18 protein-coding genes and 1 tRNA gene are annotated in these 20390 nt (G+C 37.1%); 7 read left to right on the forward strand and 12 right to left on the reverse strand.

The genetic code is table 11. From position 1 onward, the window contains the following. Positions 1 to 84 precede the first annotated feature (84 nt). Together CY0110_RS12240 and CY0110_RS12245 are read left to right on the forward strand one after the other, a co-directional pair. Positions 85 to 666 (forward strand): hypothetical protein, encoded by a 582-nt coding sequence (locus CY0110_RS12240; protein ID WP_008275757.1) that lies wholly within the window; start codon positions 85 to 87, stop codon positions 664 to 666. Positions 667 to 740: 74 nt separating this feature from the next. Continuing rightward, on the forward strand, positions 741 to 2477 hold the full coding sequence (locus tag CY0110_RS12245) for an Rqc2 family fibronectin-binding protein (protein ID WP_008275758.1): 1737 nt from the start codon (positions 741 to 743) through the stop codon (positions 2475 to 2477). Positions 2478 to 2783: 306 nt separating this feature from the next. Here the strand turns inward: CY0110_RS12245 and CY0110_RS12250 are convergent, their stop codons facing one another. Continuing rightward, complete coding sequence (locus tag CY0110_RS12250; RefSeq protein WP_008275759.1) at positions 2784 to 4499, reverse strand: alkaline phosphatase PhoX; 1716 nt, start codon at positions 4497 to 4499, stop codon at positions 2784 to 2786. 444 nt (positions 4500 to 4943) lie between these two features. Next, positions 4944 to 5876, reverse strand: coding sequence for an ion channel (locus tag CY0110_RS12255; protein WP_008275760.1), 933 nt, complete (start codon positions 5874 to 5876; stop codon positions 4944 to 4946). A gap of 145 nt (positions 5877 to 6021) precedes the next feature. On the opposite strand from CY0110_RS12255, the gene CY0110_RS12260 reads away from it, so the two are divergent. Next, a complete protein-coding gene (locus CY0110_RS12260; RefSeq protein WP_008275761.1) occupies positions 6022 to 6987 on the forward strand; it encodes a M48 family metallopeptidase in 966 nt (321 codons plus the stop codon). Between the two features lie 165 nt (positions 6988 to 7152). Here the strand turns inward: CY0110_RS12260 and CY0110_RS12265 are convergent, their stop codons facing one another. Further along, a complete protein-coding gene (locus CY0110_RS12265) occupies positions 7153 to 8760 on the reverse strand; it encodes a SpoIID/LytB domain-containing protein (protein ID WP_008275762.1) in 1608 nt (535 codons plus the stop codon). A 343-nt stretch (positions 8761 to 9103) separates the two neighbouring features. On the opposite strand from CY0110_RS12265, the gene CY0110_RS12270 reads away from it, so the two are divergent. Further along, positions 9104 to 9817: a Crp/Fnr family transcriptional regulator gene (locus tag CY0110_RS12270; protein WP_008275763.1), complete on the forward strand. Its 714-nt coding sequence runs from the start codon at positions 9104 to 9106 to the stop codon at positions 9815 to 9817. A gap of 400 nt (positions 9818 to 10217) precedes the next feature. Here the strand turns inward: CY0110_RS12270 and CY0110_RS12280 are convergent, their stop codons facing one another. Beyond that, positions 10218 to 10940, reverse strand: coding sequence for a Crp/Fnr family transcriptional regulator (locus tag CY0110_RS12280; RefSeq protein WP_008275765.1), 723 nt, complete (start codon positions 10938 to 10940; stop codon positions 10218 to 10220). Positions 10941 to 11187: 247 nt separating this feature from the next. Between CY0110_RS12280 and miaB the strand changes: the two genes are divergently transcribed. Continuing rightward, positions 11188 to 12528, forward strand: coding sequence for a tRNA (N6-isopentenyl adenosine(37)-C2)-methylthiotransferase MiaB (gene miaB / locus CY0110_RS12285; RefSeq protein WP_035799281.1), 1341 nt, complete (start codon positions 11188 to 11190; stop codon positions 12526 to 12528). Between the two features lie 899 nt (positions 12529 to 13427). On the opposite strand, the gene CY0110_RS12290 is transcribed toward miaB, so the two are convergent. The 8 genes from CY0110_RS12290 to CY0110_RS12325 all read right to left on the reverse strand — a co-directional run bounded on the left by CY0110_RS12290 (position 13428) and on the right by CY0110_RS12325 (position 17695). Further along, entirely contained in the window at positions 13428 to 13667 is a 240-nt protein-coding gene (locus CY0110_RS12290) for a GIY-YIG nuclease family protein (protein WP_008275767.1), read from the reverse strand. Between the two features lie 180 nt (positions 13668 to 13847). Continuing rightward, a tRNA-Gly gene (locus CY0110_RS12295) sits at positions 13848 to 13919 on the reverse strand. 69 nt (positions 13920 to 13988) lie between these two features. Beyond that, a complete protein-coding gene (locus CY0110_RS12300) occupies positions 13989 to 14645 on the reverse strand; it encodes a DUF3386 domain-containing protein (RefSeq protein ID WP_008275768.1) in 657 nt (218 codons plus the stop codon). 179 nt (positions 14646 to 14824) lie between these two features. Next, entirely contained in the window at positions 14825 to 15502 is a 678-nt protein-coding gene (locus CY0110_RS12305) for a response regulator transcription factor (protein ID WP_008275769.1), read from the reverse strand. A 19-nt stretch (positions 15503 to 15521) separates the two neighbouring features. Then, positions 15522 to 15812, reverse strand: a complete 291-nt coding sequence (locus tag CY0110_RS12310) for a lipopolysaccharide assembly protein LapA domain-containing protein (protein ID WP_008275770.1) — start codon at positions 15810 to 15812, stop codon at positions 15522 to 15524. A gap of 16 nt (positions 15813 to 15828) precedes the next feature. Beyond that, positions 15829 to 16590, reverse strand: coding sequence for a Coq4 family protein (locus CY0110_RS12315; protein ID WP_008275771.1), 762 nt, complete (start codon positions 16588 to 16590; stop codon positions 15829 to 15831). A 102-nt stretch (positions 16591 to 16692) separates the two neighbouring features. Beyond that, entirely contained in the window at positions 16693 to 17148 is a 456-nt protein-coding gene (locus tag CY0110_RS12320; RefSeq protein ID WP_035799283.1) for an NUDIX hydrolase, read from the reverse strand. Next, positions 17111 to 17695, reverse strand: a complete 585-nt coding sequence (locus tag CY0110_RS12325; RefSeq protein WP_008275773.1) for a DNA-binding protein — start codon at positions 17693 to 17695, stop codon at positions 17111 to 17113. Before CY0110_RS12325 ends, CY0110_RS12320 begins: the two co-directional genes overlap by 38 nt. Positions 17696 to 17732: 37 nt before the next feature. Between CY0110_RS12325 and folD the strand changes: the two genes are divergently transcribed. Then, on the forward strand, positions 17733 to 18611 hold the full coding sequence (folD, locus tag CY0110_RS12330) for a bifunctional methylenetetrahydrofolate dehydrogenase/methenyltetrahydrofolate cyclohydrolase FolD (RefSeq protein ID WP_008275774.1): 879 nt from the start codon (positions 17733 to 17735) through the stop codon (positions 18609 to 18611). Positions 18612 to 18840: 229 nt separating this feature from the next. Continuing rightward, a complete protein-coding gene (locus tag CY0110_RS12335) occupies positions 18841 to 20199 on the forward strand; it encodes a pentapeptide repeat-containing protein (protein WP_008275775.1) in 1359 nt (452 codons plus the stop codon). Positions 20200 to 20390 lie beyond the last annotated feature (191 nt).

The following is a 20390-nucleotide window of genomic DNA, read 5'->3' on the forward strand; positions in this document are numbered from 1 at the left end:
AATTACTAATTTTATAAGCATGATAGCCAGAAAATCATAATTCCTGTCAGTGTCTTATTTTTGTTTTCTAAAGGAGTTTTTACCATGAAACAATTGGTATCTATGCTACTAACAAGTACCCTTGTAACTTTTCCAGGTATGGCTTTAGCTAATCCTATGTTATTGTCACAGCAAAATAAACAAGAGAATATTGAGCAAAAAATTCAAATTGCTTTTCCTGATTTTGTTGTTGTTTCTTTGAAATCTGGAAATATGACCACAGGAAACTTTATCGATTTGAATAACCGTAGTTTAATTATTAGCTATAAAGGTTATACCAGTGGTATTCCTTTAACTGAAATTAAATCGATTGAGTTTAAAAATAAAGTATTGATTCCTGCTAATGAAACTGTAATTTGTCAACAAAGTAATGATCAATGTCGTCAAGTTAATTTTACTCAAAATCAAGAGCAAGAACCCACAATTGTTGAAAATATTCCAATGACTAACTTAAACTTATTTCAGGGAGCAAAAACAGCATTATTAACTATTCCTGATATTTCAGAAGAAGAAACAGACAATATTAATTATTTATCTAATAATAATATTAATATTATTAATTCTCTTGAAATAGACGAATCAGGAGAACTGATTACCCTAACATTAATTCCAACTAAGCGTAAATAAAAAAGTAGAATACTTCTTTTCATTTCAGCAAAAATTTGCGAAAATAAAAGATAATAAGTTATCAATTATCTCCTATGCAGTCCGTTGATGTTACCACCTTAACCGCCATTTGTCATGATTTACAAACCCATTGGATACCGGCCAAAGTTGAACAAGTTTATCAACGCGATCGCTATACCATTTTTATCGCTTTACGTACCTTAAAAAAACGTAGTTGGTTAACCATTTCTTGGCATCCTCAAGCTGCTAGATTAGGAATAGGAGATCCTCCTCCTAAAACACCTGATACCTTCACCTTTAGCGATCAATTACGTCACCAATTAAATGGGTTTGCACTGATCGATTTAAAGATGATTTCTCCTTGGGAAAGAGTCGTTGATTTACAATTTGCTAAACGTCCAGGAGACGAACCCGTTTGGCATCTTTTTGTAGAAATCATGGGAAAATATAGTAATGTTATTTTAACAGATAATAAGCAGCAAATTGTTACCGTTGCTCATCAAGTTAATGCCAATCAATCGACAGTTAGAACAGTGCAAACCGGACAAAATTACGAATTTCCCCCCGCCTTAACTGGAACTTTTCCCAAGTTAGAAGAAGATCAACAAAGATGGCAAGAAAGAGTTAGTTTGATTCCTGGTTCTCTTAAAAAGCAATTATTAAATAGTTATCGTGGTTTAAGTCCTGTTGTTGTTTCTTCTATGATTAAAGAAGTCGGGTTACAACCACAAGATTCTACAGAAAATTTAACAGAAAATAACTGGAATGAGTTATATAAACTTTGGCAGTTTTGGCTAAAAAGTTTAGAAACGAAAAACTTTAATCCAGGTTATACTGAAGAGGGTTATACTGTTTTAGGTTGGGGAATAATTAGCGAAGCGATTAATATACAAACTTTAATTAATGATTATTATCATAACAAAATTAATCAAGAAAAATTCAAACAGCTAAGACACCAACTGCAACAAAAACTAAAATCTTCTCTGAAAAAACTTTACAGTAAAGCCGATAATTTTAAACAAAAAATGCAGCAATCCTCAGAAGCAGATGAATACCGGCAGAAAGGAGATTTATTAATGGCCCATTCTCATCTATGGGAACCAGGAATGGATTCCATTACTTTAAATGATTTTGAAACCCAAAAACCTATAAAAATAACTTTAAACCCTGAAAAAAATGCCATACAAAATGCACAACTTTGCTATAAAAAACATCAAAAACTCAAACGAGCAAAAAGTGCAGTAGAACCCTTATTAAATAAAGTTCAAGAAGAAATCAACTACTTAGAACAAGTAGAAGACAGCTTACAGCAAGTTGATAATTATTATTCCTTAGAAGACTTACAAACCTTAGAAGAAATCAAAGAAGAATTAATTCAACAAAATTATTTACCTTCTCCTAGCCAACCAACCCAGAAAAGTTTTGACGAGTCTCAACCTTATCAACATAAAACCCCATCCGGGTTTGAAGTGTGGATCGGTCGTAATAACCGACAAAACGATCGCCTCACCTTTCGTACTGCAGGGGACTACGATTTATGGTTTCATACCCAAGAAAGTGCTGGCAGTCATGTATTATTGAGACTTGAACCGGGTGCTGTCCCCAGTGAGGGGGATCTTGATTGTGCTGCTGACTGGGCTGCTTACTACAGTAAGGCTCGTCAAAGCGAACAAGTTCCGGTCGTTTACACAGAACCCAAATACGTCTATAAGCCCAAAGGAGCTAAGCCTGGGATGGTTATTTATCAACGAGAACGGGTGCGTTGGGGAAAACCACATAAGATACAATCTTATCTAAAAAATCAAGATTGAAACAAATATTTTAAATATTATTTACAAAAATTCGTGCTTGATGTTACACTTTAGGTATAGAAATCGACTGGTTAGCCAATTTGGGAACGTGCTACCCGATTTCCTCGGAAAACAACAACAATATTTTTATTAGGGTATCCAGCGATCGCGATCGCTGGTTTTTGCTTCTAATAAAATAGGAACCTTGCGAAACAAGATCCCTACTATCGTTTGCTAGAGTTTAGAATTGATATAGTTATGTATTTTCAGTGGGAGTGATCCCTAGCAATGGTTTAATTTCAACAATTGCGTTATGGTGTATGACTCCTATTTCTTACGCTTACAGCCATAAGTCCCTACACCAACAGCACCCGCTAAAGCGAACAGTCCGAGGGTTGCACTCGGTTCAGGCACTGACTCAGACATAAGAACTAACTGACCCCCTTGTACTAAGTCTTCACTAGCAATGATCCCATCACGGAGACTATGGGCTTGAACATCGAGAACAAAGAGTCTTTCTTTGCTCCCAAACAGTTCAGTAACATCTAAGATCCCTGAACTTTCCCAGTTACCACAGTCGTTGGGGCTACTATCAGTTACCCCAGCAGGAACGACAACACTGCGATCCATTTGGGCAACTCTTGCTAACTGACCATTGGTAGGATCAAGTCGCCAGATAGAGGCTTCTTCTCCACTGGTTAGACAAAAACCATCAACGGAACGGTCTTCTTGAATGTAAATTTTCCCATCATCTGCCCAGTCTAAGTTGTCAGGGCTACGAAGACCAAAGTCGGGCCCGGCAAACTGACCATTACCTGCATCATCTCCATCGTAAAGAATAGTCGCCTCAGCAGTTAACGTTGTTAAATCGTTGACAAACCTATAGGTGGTTCCCCAACTATCGTCTGGAAAGATACTATCCCGACCGGTAGAAGCCATGACAACTTCATTAGGGTTGTCAGGGTTCGTGGCCACATCTTCAGGACGGGAGAAGAGGAAGGCACCAACATTAGTTAAGCCAGGTACAACTGTGTCACCCAAAAACACAGCCCGACCACTTTGGGTATCTAAACCATCTTGAGTAGCATAACCATCAGAGTCAAAGCCGTCGCTATCGTCAGCATCAGGGGTTTCTGGATCAATATTAACCACGGGAACCCAATTACCAGAACGACTATTGCCAGTGCCAATAAATCCTCCAACTTCTGGGATGGTTTCCCCACTGTCTGCAACCCAAACATAAAGGGTTCCTTGGGCTAAACCGTTTCTTTCTAAGAAACCAGCGCCAGCAGAACTATCTTTTTCACCCACGTATAGATACATGGGGGCTGCTTCTCTATCGTCTCCAACCAGTAAGGCGACTTGATTCTCATTACCAGGATCAATAGGGGTAATATTTTCCCAAGCAGCGCGACCTAACGCAGGGGCTGCATAAAGCGCACCTCCTTCAGCACTGTTAATAGAGGCAACATCTAGGACAAACTCAGTTCCACCGTCGGTTTCTTCGCCGGCGAAGTAGATATCATCTACAAACCCAAAGCTTCCTGCATCAACGTGCATACCGGAACAGAAACGGTTTAAGGATGCACCGAGAGGAAACTGACTGGTATCGGTGATTAAGTTACCGGCCCGATCAAAAATTCGGTTGAAAGCCAATCCTCCATCAACCACTTGCTTACTGTTGATATCCACATCAAAAAAATGGATACGCGCACCACCCGGTACACTGACTTCGTTACCCGCAACACCATCGAGGGTATTCAGATCATAAGAATATCCTTGACCACCGCTTAACTCACTGTTAACCAGAAAACGAACGGTACTATTGTTCAGTTTAAAGGCTCCAATTCCATCTAGAATACCTGTGGGTGTGTAACCATTAATGCTTTCCCCAACTGTAAAAATCGCTTCGGTGTTCCAACCAGGAAGTCCTTTCATTTGCGATTCTGGATAGGCTGTCTGTGCTTGTGTTGCTTCTGCGCCAACAGTAGCAATGCTGGCTACAGTCGTTAAACTAGCAATAATTTTTAAAATGTTTTTCATGTTCTCCAATGTTAGGGATAAAGGTGATTCATGAAGATAATTCTCAATAATGCTAATAATTACGATGAATTACTCCTCACGAATACCAAGTATTATCAAAATGCAATAAGAATAAGTAATCAAAAAGTTAACTTTGGTTTAAAATGCGTAATCTTAAGCTTTTTCTTAGGTTTCTGTAGTTTGTAGTGATACCAAATCCGCTTATTTTAGTAGAGTAACGTTTTTTCTCCCCACTCCCTGCTCCCTGCTCCCTGCTCCGAAAGTTAATACTATACTATCTAAAGCGGATCTAGTATGAGTCCTGAGAGACGACAAAGCTAGTCATAATGAAAGCCGAAGCCTTAACTACCGACTTTGGTATTTTATATTTAATTACACCTACCTACTTACTGCCTCGAAGAGGAAATTATTAATTGTTAATTCTTAATGGCTAAAGATGTGGTATTATTTATCAATTAAATGAGATGTTTTCACCCTAGAATTAACTTGTTTAGGATAAAAAGGGACTACATCATGAAAATGATTAATATCAACGTAATATTTGCCATCTGATCCTTGTAAGAAAATATCGGCTAATTTCATATCCCATAAAATGTCTTGTGAACTGTATAAATAACGAGAATGAATAGTTTGAGAAAAGGTTTCATCTAAACCCGTTAAAGTTACCCAAAGTTCTGTATCTTCTTGGGCTAAACTATCGGATGATTTTCCAAAAAAGGGGCTATTTTCATCAATAGGGTGCATCACTTGCCAACTTAAACCAAAAATAGGCGTTTGCGATCGCAATAAATTCAAATCATAAAATCGGCGCATAAAATGACCTTCGGTGCTGATTTCGTTACGGACTAAACTAACTTGTATTTGCGCTTCTAAAATTTGATTTTCTCGTTGGTTCGCGGTGCGAAACATAAGAGTAGGAACCCCATTAAATGAGCAAATAACAGCAACTTTACTAAATAAAACCCTAGCAGTAGGACGAGAGAAACGAGCAAACATTAATCCCGTTAAAATAGCGACTAATAATAATCCTGTCCATACTTCTATAGTGACTAAAATTTGAGCATAGAAGGTTTCGGGATACATAGAACCATAACCTACAGTGGATAAGGTTTGAATACTAAAGAAAAATGCGTCTTTAAATGACCCTGCTTCAGCATTAGCAATTCCATCTCCTGCTGTTAAATAAGCAGAAGCGAAGATAATATTAATAACTAAATAAAAAATAGTAGTTAATAAGAGGAATTTTTGCCAAGATAAGGCTAATAACCAATGATATAAATCGCTGCCAGCAGGATGTAATAGGTCAACTTGTTGTAAGGGTTTTCTTCTTCTGGCTATCTTGAAAAAACGTTTAGTAAAAGAAAATGCTGTTTTCATCACTATAACAATTTTGCTAAATAAATAAAATCATAAATGACTCAAATTATAACGCATTTTTTTTAGCCTAAGTCAAGCTGTTAACTAAATGTTTATATGTTGTACAATATATAATTAATTATCAAGAATTTAAAGAGAGGAAATAATGTCTAGTTACCCTGGACTTTCAAGCGAAGCGTTTCGTCACCCCTTAGATAAACAAGCAGAACAAACTTTAAGGAGTGTTCCTGGTTTTGATATTGTTGCTAGTAGCTTCATGGAATATCTTTATGAAAGACCTCAACAAATTTCTTTAATGGGAAATAGTATTAAAGTGGGTCCTCGTCAATATGGTACTTTATACGGTATTTTTAGAGAAACTGTCTATGATTTAGATATTAATCCTGAACCCTTAATTTATGTTAGTCAAAACCCTATTGCTAATGCTTATTCTTTAGGTAAACAACAACCTTATATTGTTTTAAATGCTGGTTTATTAGACTTATCTAATGAAATGGAATTAAGAACAGTAATTGCCCACGAATTAGGTCATATCAAATGTGATCATAGTTTATTAATTCAAATGGCAATTTGGGCAATGGGTGCAGCATCTTTATTTGGAGAATTAACCTTAGGATTAGGAAATATTATTAGTAGTGGTTTAATTTTTGCGTTTTATGAATGGCGAAGAAAAGCAGAATTATCAGCAGATAGGGCTGCTTTATTGGTTATAGATGATACAGAACCCATTTTTAGAATGATGATGAAAATGGCGGGAGGAAGTCATAAATATGCCCATGAATGTCATTTAGATGAGTTTTTAAAACAAGCAGATAAGTATCGAGAATTAGATGAAGATGATCTTAATCAACTGTATAAATTTTTGATTTATAATGGTGGTAATGGAGTATTTTTAAGCCATCCTTTTCCCGTAGATAGAGTTCATTATTTGCAAAATTGGGCTAATTCTAATGACTATCAAAACATTCGTCAAGGGAACTATAAAACATCTCAAAAAAGTGAAGCTGTAACGGTTGATCGGACTGAGGAAGCAGACAACTTAAGGAAGCAAATCGAAGAATTACAACAGGAAATTGAAAGGATTAAAAATCAAAACAAGAATCAAAATTAATTCTATTAACTATAGCATTTCCATTTGGAGATGTGAAACTTAGTTAGAGAACAAATAGTATAATGTTATCTAACATTTTTAACACAAATTATTTAATAAAAGAACAATGATTATTAGTAAAGTGATGGTGGGCAAATCTTTACCCACCTTACAATAAATTATTAATTATTCCTCTTCTCTCCAAAAAACAATAGAATTATCTAGCGGAATAATTTTCGTTCCAGGATAATAGAAAGAAAGGATTTTTTCTGCACTCCAGCCTAAATTAGCTAAATTATAAGATCCAAATTGACTGAGACCAACCCCATGACCAAAACCACCCCCAACAAAAGCATAACCGCTTAATTGATTTTGGCTATTGTAAATAGGATCAAGGTAGAAAAGGGTACTTCTCGGCGGACCAAAGGCACTACGAACTTCGTTCTTTTGTAACTCAATTATTCCTTGGTCTGTTTGCACATTCATGGTTAAAATACGTCCAGAATCAGATCGTTCTGTGACTGCCATAGATTTGATGGTTTTGAAATTCGCTAAAGGATGCTTTCGTCGTTCTAAATATTTTTGTAAATCTTTCGTTAAACTGTCTAAAGTCGCTTGACGGTTCCAACGAAAAACGTTACGTCCACTCTCGTTAAACCCTTGTTTTAAACTAATAAAATTACGAAATTCTTGTTCATCTGCTAAAGACTTTTGAGAGAGATTCCAAACATTTTGGGGTGAGTCAATAACCGCTTTTAAATAAGGTCTTTCTTCCCCATTCCAAGCATCGCTAAAACTCGCTGTTACCCCTCCTGTGGTCGAAGAATAAAGGGCATCTACTAACTCATTTTCATAGGTTAATACTAATCCTTTCGTTGCTGCGATCGCTTGATCAGCTTTAGGACTGGTTTCACTTAATCCATAATACACCTGACAATGAGTATCGGCGCAAAGTTCGTAATCATCAGCTTTAAATCGGCGTAAATTACGCAACGCATAGGTTCTAGCGATAATAGTCTGCGCTTTTGCTGCATTTTGGGGGGCATTAGGTCCTATTTCATGGGGAACAACTCCTCTTAAATAGGTTTCTAAAGGAACATCATTGACTAAGGTATAGGTTCCATAGGAATTGGGTTGTAATTTTAAACTCCCACCATAACGCCGTGTTTTTTGTTGAGAATGACTCACTTGAATGGGGTTTTTTCCTGGAATAATCTCTAAATAATCACTCTTATACTGTTTCCCTGCAATAGTAAAAGTAGCTTGAGATTTAGAGGTCAAAATAGCTGATTCTAAGTAAGGGTCATTATAACCTTTTTCTTTGAGATTTTTTAACAATAAACGGCGTAATAAAGGAGTTTCATAAACATCCCGTTTTGCCCAAACTTGCCATCTCCCCGGTTGCGTTACTTCTGTTTTTATCCCTTTATCTTGCCATTGGTTCGCGCTATCTTCTGCCGTTTCAAAGGTAGCATGGTCACTCAAAACAATGTATTCTTTCAACAACGATTGAGGTAAAGACGCTTTAACAATATCAAGGGTGAGTTGACTGGTGGTTAAAGTTTGGGTTTGTCCTTGGGTATCTTGAAACTTAACTGTTAAAGTGTCCCCATTGGTTGCACTAATCGACAACTTTTCCGCTTCTGTTTCTCCAAACCGTTGTACGATACCCACTTCTATATCAATATCTCCGGCTGTTCCTGGTAAACTTAAGATTCCTCCCCACAAAAGCGGAAGGGAAAACAAGGTTAGAAATAAGTGTTTACCCCTAATGGGTTGAGTTGTCTTAGTCATTGGCATATTAATACATTGTTTTTCGCATTATAAACCCCATGACCTATAGGGTAGGGGAGTTATGTTAAGATTTTTCTCTTCTTTGATTGTGTCCTATTTTTCTCCGTAATAGTTCCCTGTGAAATAACCTAGGTAAATCTATGTACGATAACGTACTGACAAATCCTATAGGAATATATCAGTATGATTAACTGGGGAAAAAAACTTAATTTTTGAAATTTTCTACAATGATTTAGAGAGAAATCATAAAAAATGAGCCTTTTCCACTATCAAAAATCTATATTTCCCATCGGTTTTCTAACCTTTAATTACCATTAATTTATTTTGGACAAATTTCTTATCCGTGTTACCCCAAACTTTAGTTGAAAATCGATTACTTCAAGCTTTGCCTAATGTAGATTATCAAAAGTTAGCCCCTCATTTAACCTCATTAGACTTAAGTGCTGGAACAATTTTATATGAACCGGAACAAGCGATTGAGTGGGCTTATTTTCCCTGTTCAGCCATGATTTCTATTGTCTCTATTATGGAAAATGGTGCTACCACCGAAATCGGTTTAATTGGTAAAGAAGGGATGGTAGGTTTACCAATTATCTTAGGAGGAAAGCATTATATTAATCAAGCTATTGTACAAATTTCAGGAACAGCTTTAAAGTTAGACGGTTCTATTCTCAAACAGGAGTTTCATAGAAGCAATAGCTTACAAAACTTGCTATTGTTGTATATTCAAGCTCGAATCACCCAAGTGTCTCAAACTGCAGCTTGTAACCGTCAGCATAAAATACAAAAACGTCTTGCTCGTTGGTTACTATCGGTTTATGACTGTGTATTATCCGATGAACTTCCCCTAACCCAAGAATTTATCGCTAATATGTTAGGAACAAGACGTTCTGGAGTCACCACAGCAGCTAATATTCTACAAGAAGCAGGAATTATTCGCTATAGTCGTGGAAAAATTACGATTCTCGATCAAGAAGAATTAGAAAATGCTGCTTGCGAATGTTATCGTCTCATACAAGATGAATTCATCCGTTTACTAGGTACTAAACGAGGTTAATTTTCTTTTTTTTGTTCGAGAGATAAATATAGACATACTCATATCTTGCACCTTCGATTACATGAGCTAGTTTAGGGAGGCAAGAGGCAAAAGGCAATCCGCAATAGTATTTCATTTTGACGCTAACTTATTCACAATTGATTACCTTCTGATAATTATTAAGTTTTCTTGTACTGATGCAAGATATCAGCATACGAATCCGTACACACTTGTTTAAATCAGTAGATTGATGATTATAATGATCATATCAAGTATTTCTTGGAAGAAAAATAAAAAAGAAGAAATACAAACTTTAATCAAGGTAAATATTAATAAATTTTTGATAGAAAACAGTCATAAACTCGAAGATATCTTAGTAAAAGAAAGAAGCAAGACTAAATTGATTTTCATTGATAATAGTTTATTGCTTAAATCTTGATAAATTCATTAAACGATTAAACTCTTGACACATGAGATGATAACATTCACAAACTCTTTTTTCTAATCCCTGTCTGTTCAGAATCGTTATTTCTCCTCTTTTATATCGAATCAGATTTGATTTTTGTAATTTTTGAGCAGTTTCTGTTACACTTGCTCGACGAACTCCTAACATCTCAGCCATAAATTTTTGGGTTAGGAATAATTTATCATTCCCTACCCCATCATGAACTAATAATAACCAACGACAAAACCGTTTTTCTATAGAGTGCTGGGACCGACAAACAGCAATTTGAGAAATTTGCTGTAGCCGTATTTCTGTATATAGTAAAAGAAGTTTTTGTAATGCTTCTCCTCTTTGAAATTCTTGCTTTAGAATATCTGCATTGACTTTAAATGCTCCATCGGCTACTTGAACAACAGCTTGATTAATCGAGTATTTTCCTCCTAAGATAACAGGAAGTCCTATCATTCCTTCACAACCAATTAAGCCAATTTCGGTGGTAACATTATCCTTTAATTTTGAAACAATAGAAATCATTGATTGATGGGGAAAATATACCGAGTCAATTAATGTATTAGCCTCATAAAGAACTTGTCCCAAACGAAGATTGACAAACTCTAGATGAGGAGAAATGCGTTGATATTCCCGTTCTGGTAAAGCAGCCAGTAAACGGTTATTAGAAGGAGAATATGAGATATTCATCTAAAAAATTCCTAGGGTACTGATTCGATGACGAACAAGCAATTAATAACACAATCAAAACCCATAGATTAAAATGACAACCGCCACAACATCCTTCTAACTATCAATAGGACTGGTTACTCTCACTTTATTGTTCTTCAAACCTACCGGATATTATTTCACATCTTTGTCATACTTTAAAGATAAAGCAATAAACTAATATTCCCACTATAATAAAGAGTTGGACGTTTAAAATAATCTCAGAATCATGACCTCTACCTCACGCCACTACCACATCACTACTTTTGGCTGTCAGATGAATAAAGCTGACTCAGAACGCATGGCCGGTATTTTAGAAGACATGGGGTTTCAATGGTCTGAAGATCCGAACGGTGCTGATGTAATCCTCTATAATACCTGTACCATTCGGGATAACGCTGAACAAAAAGTTTATTCTTATCTAGGAAGACAGGCAAAACGGAAACACGAAAACCCAGATTTAACGTTAGTAGTCGCAGGATGTGTGGCCCAGCAGGAAGGAGAACAAATCTTAAGACGAGTCCCAGAATTAGATTTAGTTATGGGGCCTCAACACGCCAACCGTTTACAAGACTTATTAACCCAGGTTTTTGACGGGAATCAAGTGGTTGCGACTGAACCTATTCATATCGTAGAAGATATTACGAAACCCCGTCGAGATAGTACCGTTACTGCTTGGGTAAACATTATTTATGGTTGTAATGAACGGTGTAGTTATTGTGTGGTTCCTAACGTTAGAGGGGTAGAACAATCTCGAACTCCTGAAGCGATTTATCAAGAAATGGAATTGTTAGGAAAACAAGGATATAAAGAAATTACTTTACTAGGTCAAAATATTGATGCTTATGGCCGAGATTTACCTGGAGTAACCGAAACAGGAAGACATCAACACACCTTAACAGATTTACTTTATCAAGTTCACGATATTTCTGGTATTGAAAGACTGAGATTTGCTACGAGTCACCCTCGTTATTTTACCGAACGTTTAATTAAAGCTTGTCACGAATTACCTAAAGTGTGTGAACATTTTCATATTCCTTTTCAATCAGGAGATAATGACGTTTTAAAAGCCATGAAACGAGGTTATACTCACGAAAAATATCGAAAAATTATTGATAAAATTCGCCAATATATGCCTGATGCTTCTATTAGTGCAGATGCCATTGTTGGGTTTCCTGGAGAGACAGAAGAACAGTTTGAAAACACCTTAAAATTAGTGGATGACATCGGGTTTGATCAATTAAATACGGCAGCTTATTCTCCCCGTCCTGGAACCCCTGCAGCGATTTGGGACAATCAATTAAGCGAAGAAATAAAAAGCGATCGCTTACAACGATTAAACCACTTAGTTGCACAAAAAGCAGCACAAAGATCCCAACGGTATTTAAACCGAATAGAAGAAGTATTAGTCGAAGATCAAAACCCTAAAGATAATAGTCAAGTGATGGGAAGAACTAGAGGCAACCGATTGACCTTTTTTAAAGGCGATATTGATCAATTAAAAGGACAATTAATTAAAGTGAAAATTACTGAAGTCCGTGCGTTTAGCTTGACAGGAGAAGCCAGTTAACAAAGTTAGAAGTTCCTCGCTACGCTGTGGCGCAACAGCACAGAAGTTTTTTAACGAAGTTTCGGCACAATCGCAACTCTTTTAGTAAAATTTTTGTTTTTCTTTTCAGTCTCCTGACCAATTATTCAATCAAACTGCTATGATTGAGCTAGTATCGATCATCTTTAGGTTTTTGACGATAAATTTTATCAATATAAATTTATAAAAAGAAGAAGATAAACGTTTTAATTTTTTGCGTTCTCGATTCTTTGTCAATGTAATGCCATAATTAGCGTTTTTATAAATAATTTCAAACTATTTTTTTGATATTTAATGGTGTGGGAATAGCTAAAACCCATAAAATTTATACTTTTGCTTTATCCTACACGCTGTAACTTGTTTGTCCTAACTAAGATCCGAACTTAAGCAACCTTTATCCGAACTTAAGCAAAAATACTCTCAAGAGTCTAAATGGTCAAAACAGTCTCTATTATTGAATTTGAGCTATATTTATCGAGAAATGCTTAACTTCTGTCTTAAGTTCCTAAACTAAGGTTGTATCTTATGGTAATACACCTCATTATTGTAAATGGTTAGGGAACAACAGTGGAGCAGTTAGTTTAGTCGCCAAAAAAGACATCCTTATATGATTTGTCACCTATATCTCCGACAGATTAAGGAATTGAGTCACATTACCTCAAAGGAAAATGAACTTGATTTTCTAGGATTGAACTTAAAGGCACTACTAACTGTTTTTTTTCTTTAGGAACAATCTCTTAAAGATATATGAACACAAAATAGAGATTATTCACTATCAGGTTTAACTCAATAATTTTCTGTTTAATAACATAGTATCGCTCAGAATGACAGTTAATACCAATTTTGGCTAAGATCAAGCCATTGAGGATTTTTAGATTCAATTAGAGCAATTTTTTTCCTCTTGTCCATCCTTTAATTTTCTTTTCAAACGCGATCGCCTCATTAACATCTGAAGTTTCTTCAAAATAGACTAACTTAGTAATATTATATTTTTTAGTAAACCCTTCAAGAAGTTTATTTTTATGCTCATAAACCCGACGTAATAAATGATTAGTCATCCCAGTATAAAGAGTCTTAGATTTATTAGTCATAATGTAAACATAATATTGTTTATTATTCATTGAATTACCTTATAATGTCATGCTGAATGTAGCGATAGCGGAATGAAGCATCTCTTAAAGATATATGAATACAAAATAGAGATTCTTCGGTATCAGGTTTAACTCAATAATTTTCTGTTTAATAACATAGTATCGCTCAGAATTATATACAAGAAAAAAACAATATGACTTTATATAATAAGCGGATGATGGGACTCGAACCCACGACATTCACCTTGGGAAGGTGACGTTCTACCACTGAACTACATCCGCAATGAACCTTATTATAACTTCTAGAGGTGGTGAAGATAAGAGATTATCTTATCCCCAACACCCAACCCATTAAACCATCGCAGGTTGTAATAATTTAATATTAGAAAACCCGAATTCTTTGGTTACGGTTTCTCCGTTTTCTTCTCCTGTAATAACACGACTGGTTAAAATGTAATAACCATCTACTTTTTCGTAGTTGTCCTCGAAATAACTTTTTCCACCCTTTTGTTCTCCAGTTTTGGGGTCATGATAAATAGAGTCGTAGCGGTGAGAAAGATAGCCTTCTTCTGTTTTATGACTACTAAAAGTATCGATGGTAACTACAACCCCATGAATATGACGGTGAACATGACAGACCTCATTATCACGGAGTTTATAGCGATCGCCTTCTGATTTTCCTCCCATTAGGATTTCTACAGCACCGTTTTCGTCGGTATCGCCGTAACGAAAGGTGTTTTGACCATGAACATCTTCAAAGGAACGACGAACCCGATGAATGGCTGTTTCCCAAAGTTGAGACTTGACTTGATTTAAGGCTTGTTCATCTTCTATGTTAAAGACTTCTGTAGACATATCGCCATTTACCCGCACTTGACCAGTAAAGGTGTGATCGTTATCCTTAAAGGTAACATCGGCAGTATAACCTGGAAAATCCTTATCCCAAGTGTAACGGTTCTCGTAAGCAGCACGAAATAAGTCTCTAGCGTTAAGGGTCGTTGCACTCATATTATTTTTTGACCTGTCTTGTAGTTAATATTGGAGGGAAATAAGCAACTTGTCGGTACACTTATCCTAATGCATTGATGCTGAAAATAATGATAAGTGATCTTATGTTCACTCATCAACTAGGTGACCCTGTTAATTCATAACCGTTATGAGTTTTTTATTCTGGTGAGTTCCTAAGTTTAATCTCGCAACACATAACCCACCCCTCGAACGGTTTGAATCAGTCGTTTTTCTTGTTCAGCTTCCAATTTTAAGCGTAAATAGCGCACGTAAACCTCAATGATATTAGAATCTCCCATAAAATCGTAACCCCATACCCTTTCTAAAATTTGATCCCGACTAAGGACTTGTTTCGGATGAGACATTAAATATTCTAGTAAGTCAAATTCTTTGGCCGTTAGTTCAATCAAACGATTACCCCGAAAGACTTCACGGGTGTTACGATTTAAACTTAGGTCTAAAAATTGCAAAAGATCCGGGTTTTCTTCTTTATTTCGTCTTAAATTTGCCCTAACTCTTGCTAATAATTCTTCTAAATTAAACGGTTTAACAATATAATCATCGGCTCCTGCATCTAAACCAGCGACGCGATCGCTGATATCATCTTTAGCGGTTAATAAAATAATAGGGACTTTACTCCCGGTTTGTCGGAGTCGCTTACAAATTTCGAGTCCTGATATGCCTGGCAACATCCAATCTAATAAAATAAGGTCGGGGTTACTTTCTCTTGCTGTTGTCAGTCCCGATAACCCATCATTAACCACTGTAATATTGTAGCCTTCATATTTCAGTTCTAACTCAATAAATTGGGCAAGTTTAGCTTCGTCTTCAACCACTAAAATACGGGGGTTACTCATAGTCAACACCTACATTAATTTAATTATCAAAGTCAAAGTAACCCCCATCATCTATTGGACTTCTCAAAGGTCGTTTTTTCTTGCGTTTAAAAGGTTTTAAGAGAAAAGGTAACAACCCACCGACAATAAAGCCTCCTCCCACGCAAAACGAGAGTAACACACCGATGGGTAGTTTAATGGATTCCCAGAGTAGAAATTTTAGGGAAACGGCGGTAATATTCTGAATAGAAAAAATTGCGATCGCTCCTATCCAAAAGCCAACCACAATAGAGATAATAATATTTGCTAATATTTGTAGCATATTCAACATAATTTTTAGCTATTAATTAAGCGATCGCTGCTTTAAGTTTTTCGCGACTGTACCAACTATAGGGACCGTCTAAAGCTGGTTTAATATTCAACATTTCCCGCCATTCATCTAAAGAACGGTCTAAGTTTTCCTCCCATTTTACAGCAAATAAGGGTTTAGCAGCTTGTCCCATATCGATACCAGCAGACACCAATTTAAAAGCATAATTTAAAGTTTTTACTTGTTCTTGGGGAGTCATATCTTTATTATAGGCTTGATCATTTTTGAAAAATCTAAACAAAAACGACATCAAATCAAGAAACGTAAAACCAGGATAAGCAAATTGTCCAACGCTAACAGAAAGAACCCCTAATTCTCCCAAATCATCTAAACTATAGCCGGTTAAAATATGATGGAGATCATGGGTTTTAAAGACCCGAAAGGTAACATAATCAGCATCGGTTTTAAAGTTTTCAGTGCTTTTATAGAACTGAGGATCGTAACCTAGGGTACTTAATACTTTAGCGTAAGTCCATCCTAAAGATCCTTTCGGCATTTTTAACATGGTTTCTAAGTCAAAATAAGGGCCGACGTAGCGTTCTTTAAGCATTTGAGCGCAGTCAGGATCTTGATTAAGTATCTGAAGGCAAACCTTCATTGGGGCTGTTTCGTGTAACTTTTGACTTAAATCAATAGCATTATTAACATTTTGACCAGCACCAGCAGCTAAATCAACTAAGGTGAGAAATTCCTGTAAATTGTCGGGGTTAGCAATTTGATTAATATATTTAAAACCCATAAAATTTTTCCTTCAGAAAAGTAAAAATACAAACTAACATTTATTTATAATCAAACTCACCTCATTTTTTTACAAAAAACCACAAAATTTAACAATTTAGTTTCATGTTCTATTAATAAAATCTAGCAAAATTTTTTGATGAATTTTCCCTAAAGGACGAACATCACCCAGTTTTTCAGAATAACATTGTCCTTGTTTAACCGCTTCAGGAGAAACTAACCTGAAGTCCGCCCCTTCTTGTAAATTTAAGTCATTGATAGACACTGTTAAAGGAGCATAAAAAATATAGCGCAAAGCAACTTCATCATCGTAACGACAGAAAAAAATAGGATTTTCAAGGGTGAAATTAATCTCTTCTTTGACTTCTCGTTTGACTCCAATGTCTGGGGTTTCTCCAGGTTCAAGATGGCCACCAAAAAAACCCCAGCGATCGGGATAAATGATGGTGGGAATATTATCCCGTAACTGCATCAGAAAATGACCATCTTGATAAAGAATAGCCAAAGCAACGGAACGGGGACTACTTGGTGTTACGTTTGTGGGGGAGGAGAAACTCATTCGCTTCTGGTTTAGGGGTAGGCTTAACTTCAGTATCACTAGAAGTCTCGACTTCAGTATCAACTACAGGTTTAACGACTGAGCTATTATCAACCATATTAGCCTCTAGTTTTTCAACTTCTAAGATATACAACTCTCCCACATCTTGACCATCAATAGGAATTGATTGATAGGTCACTTTTCCTGTAATTTGTACCCTGTCCCCAGTTTGAGGGAGTGGTCCATTAGTGAGTACCCAGACGGTTCCGGTTTGATCTTCGAGTTGATAGGAACCACTTTCCATAAAAGGCGCACTGTCGACCACTTTGCCTTCTAAATAGATGATATCTTCTTCGGAGGTGCGTTCTGTCGATGATTGGGGAGACAGTTCTCCAATGGGGGTAATAGACGGTTGTGCTAACCCTAAATAGTTGACGGGGGTACATCCGAGCAACCCTCCAACCAAAAGGGAAAAAATAGCACCATGAACCCCTCGAATGTTTAAAACTTTCATGATGAGTGCGGTGAAATTGACGGTCTTGAGATAGGCTAAGCTATAGGACACCATAAACTACTCCTACGTTCCAAATTTATCTAGGTTATCCATGTCTTCTGAAACTGCTTCTTTGTTAAACGGTAAAGCATTAGCGCAAAAAATTCAGGGAGAATTAAAAACAACCGTTGAAAAATTACAAGGGAATATCGGTCGTCCTCCTGGGTTAGCGGTGATTATGGTGGGCGATAACCCAGCTAGTGCGGTTTATGTTCGTAATAAGGAAAAAGCTTGCGCTAAAGTAGGAATTGCTTCGTTTGGTCGTCATTTACCCACGGAAACGCCTCAAGAAGAAGTAGAAGCTTTAATCCATCAATTAAATGCAGATGAACGAGTGGATGGTATTTTAGTTCAGTTACCTTTACCTCCCCATTTAGATACTGTTAAGTTACTCCATGCGATCGCCCCTGAAAAAGATGCCGATGGTTTACACCCCATGAACTTAGGTCATTTAATACGGGGTGAAGAGGGGTTACGCAGTTGTACCCCTTGGGGTGTGATGCGTCTCTTAGAAGAATATAACTTAGATGTGGCAGGAAAACACGCGGTAGTGGTAGGACGCAGCATTTTAGTGGGTAAACCCTTGGCGTTGATGTTATTAGAAAAAAATGCAACGGTGAGTATTGCCCATTCTCGCACCCCCGACTTAGCAGAAATCACCCGTCAAGGAGATATTATTATCGCTGCAGTGGGCAAACCCAATTTAATTACAGGGGAGATGGTCAAGCCTGGAGCGATCGCCATTGATGTTGGCATTAACCGTATTATGACAGAAGACTCCGCTTCTAAATTAGTGGGAGATTTTGAGTTTAACTCAGTTTCTCAGGTAAGTAATTATATTACTCCTGTTCCCGGTGGTGTGGGACCAATGACGGTGGCTATGTTATTACAAAACACTGTTTTGAGTTATCAGAAAAAGCATTTTCAATAACTAATAAACGTCAGCATTCAGCCATCAGCACCTAGGCTTATAAACTAGCTAGTTTTATCGAAACTATAGCACAAAGCATCCCTACTTAACATAGGGAGGAGTTACTGAATTATTTGGTTATTTTCAGCTTACTACTCCTTCCTTTTCTTATCCCGAACTCAGGTTAAATAGGGTTTACTGAATATAAGGATAGATTATTGACGATTAAAAAAATAAAACCAGTTAAAAAATGAAAGCATCTCAACTCCTCAAAAGCTACGAACAAGGAAGACGGGATTTTCGAGGGGAAAACCTCAGAGGACAATCATTTAAAGCTAAATATTTAGTCAATATAGACTTGAGGGAAGCAGATATTCGGGGAACTAATTTTGCTCAAACCAACCTCACAGGGGCTAACTTGAGTCAAGGGAGAGGAGGATTACAAAGACGTTGGGCAATCACGTTAATGGCGTTTTCGTGGCTGCTATCAGCATTATCAGGGGTATGTTCAGGATTTGCAGGAAGTTTTGTGGTACTAACCGCCGAGAGTGGAAACTTGATCAATCAAATAGCAGGGGGGACAGCGATTATTATTTTGATGATTTTTTGTATTTTTAGTTATTTTCAGGGATTAGAAGGGGGATTAGGGTCAGTTGTGATTTCTTTAATGGCAACGGCGGTGATTGCAGTCGCTTTTGCTGAGTCTTTGCCCTTTTCTTTGTCGGTGGCTTTTTCCTTTGGCGTTACCTTTGTGTTTCATTTAGTGGTAGCTATTATTGCCGCGACGCTTGGGGCGATCGCAGGTGCAGCAGCAGGGGCGATCGCGGGAACGGCCGCCATTGCAGGGGCTTTTCCGTTTGCTGTGATTATTGCTTTTACGATGGCAGTGGCAGAAGCCGAAGTCTTGTCTTTCACCATTGTTGGTTCAGGAATTGCTGCTGTAGCGGTTACTTCACTAAGTGCTTATTTGGGTTGGCGTTCTATTCATAACGATCCTAGAGATGCATGGATTCGTAACATTGCCATTGCTTTTACCTCTATTGGCGGAACCAGTTTTTACCAAGCTAATCTCACAGAGGCAGATTTTACCCAAGCCATTCTAAAAAGTACCGATCTCAGACAAGCTATCCTAATACGGACTCGTTTTGACCACACTTTAAAATTAGAAAGTGCCAGAGTAGGAGAGACGATTCTCCGTAAACCTGCCATTCGAGATTTATTGAAGGATCTTCATCTGGGTTATTTTCAAGATTATAGACAAGCTAATTTACGAGGAGCTAATTTAGCAGGTGCTAATCTTAAAGGAATCAATTTAAAACAGGCAGATCTCACCAATGCCACCTTTCGAGGGGCTAATCTCACCAACGCAAATTTAACGAAAGTGTTGGCTAGTAACACCGATTTTTCGGAGGCTATTTTGACAGGTGTTTGTTTAGAAGGATGGAAAATCGATCAACACACTCAGCTAAAGGGTGTAATCTGTGAATATATTTTTTTATTAGAAAGACCTGATCAAGAAGGGAGTCGAAAAAGGCTTCCTGATGACCCAAATACAAATTTTAACGCAGGGGAATTTGAAAGGTTTTATCCCAACATTGTTAATAGTTAACGTCTGATACCAAATCCGCTTATTTTAGTAGAGTAACATTTTTTCTCCCTGCTCCCTGCTCCCTGCTCCCTGCTCCCTGCTCCCTGCTCCCTGCTCCCTGCTCCCTGCGTCAAGACTTAATACTATACTATCTAAAACGGATCTAGTATGACTATTCCCTGTTCCCTGTTCCCTCCCTTGATGCGCTACCT

The sequence above is a fragment of the Crocosphaera chwakensis CCY0110 genome (assembly GCF_000169335.1).
Lineage (GTDB): Bacteria > Cyanobacteriota > Cyanobacteriia > Cyanobacteriales > Microcystaceae > Crocosphaera > Crocosphaera chwakensis.

Excerpts from the sequence above, each read along its gene's own strand:
- CY0110_RS12320 (WP_035799283.1), bottom strand. The coding sequence starts at position 17,148 with ATGAGTTTCTCCTCCCCCACAAACGTAACACCAAGTAGTCCCCGTTCC.
- CY0110_RS12290 (WP_008275767.1), bottom strand. The coding sequence starts at position 13,667 with ATGAATAATAAACAATATTATGTTTACATTATGACTAATAAATCTAAG.
- CY0110_RS12265 (WP_008275762.1), bottom strand. The coding sequence starts at position 8,760 with ATGACTAAGACAACTCAACCCATTAGGGGTAAACACTTATTTCTAACC.
- CY0110_RS12315 (WP_008275771.1), bottom strand. The coding sequence starts at position 16,590 with ATGGGTTTTAAATATATTAATCAAATTGCTAACCCCGACAATTTACAG.
- CY0110_RS12245 (WP_008275758.1), top strand. The coding sequence starts at position 741 with ATGCAGTCCGTTGATGTTACCACCTTAACCGCCATTTGTCATGATTTA.
- CY0110_RS12280 (WP_008275765.1), bottom strand. The coding sequence starts at position 10,940 with ATGAATATCTCATATTCTCCTTCTAATAACCGTTTACTGGCTGCTTTA.
- CY0110_RS12305 (WP_008275769.1), bottom strand. The coding sequence starts at position 15,502 with ATGAGTAACCCCCGTATTTTAGTGGTTGAAGACGAAGCTAAACTTGCC.
- CY0110_RS12310 (WP_008275770.1), bottom strand. The coding sequence starts at position 15,812 with ATGTTGAATATGCTACAAATATTAGCAAATATTATTATCTCTATTGTG.
- CY0110_RS12260 (WP_008275761.1), top strand. The coding sequence starts at position 6,022 with ATGTCTAGTTACCCTGGACTTTCAAGCGAAGCGTTTCGTCACCCCTTA.
- folD (WP_008275774.1), top strand. The coding sequence starts at position 17,733 with ATGTCTTCTGAAACTGCTTCTTTGTTAAACGGTAAAGCATTAGCGCAA.
- miaB (WP_035799281.1), top strand. The coding sequence starts at position 11,188 with ATGACCTCTACCTCACGCCACTACCACATCACTACTTTTGGCTGTCAG.
- CY0110_RS12325 (WP_008275773.1), bottom strand. The coding sequence starts at position 17,695 with ATGGTGTCCTATAGCTTAGCCTATCTCAAGACCGTCAATTTCACCGCA.
- CY0110_RS12255 (WP_008275760.1), bottom strand. The coding sequence starts at position 5,876 with ATGAAAACAGCATTTTCTTTTACTAAACGTTTTTTCAAGATAGCCAGA.
- CY0110_RS12300 (WP_008275768.1), bottom strand. The coding sequence starts at position 14,645 with ATGAGTGCAACGACCCTTAACGCTAGAGACTTATTTCGTGCTGCTTAC.
- CY0110_RS12240 (WP_008275757.1), top strand. The coding sequence starts at position 85 with ATGAAACAATTGGTATCTATGCTACTAACAAGTACCCTTGTAACTTTT.
- CY0110_RS12335 (WP_008275775.1), top strand. The coding sequence starts at position 18,841 with ATGAAAGCATCTCAACTCCTCAAAAGCTACGAACAAGGAAGACGGGAT.
- CY0110_RS12250 (WP_008275759.1), bottom strand. The coding sequence starts at position 4,499 with ATGAAAAACATTTTAAAAATTATTGCTAGTTTAACGACTGTAGCCAGC.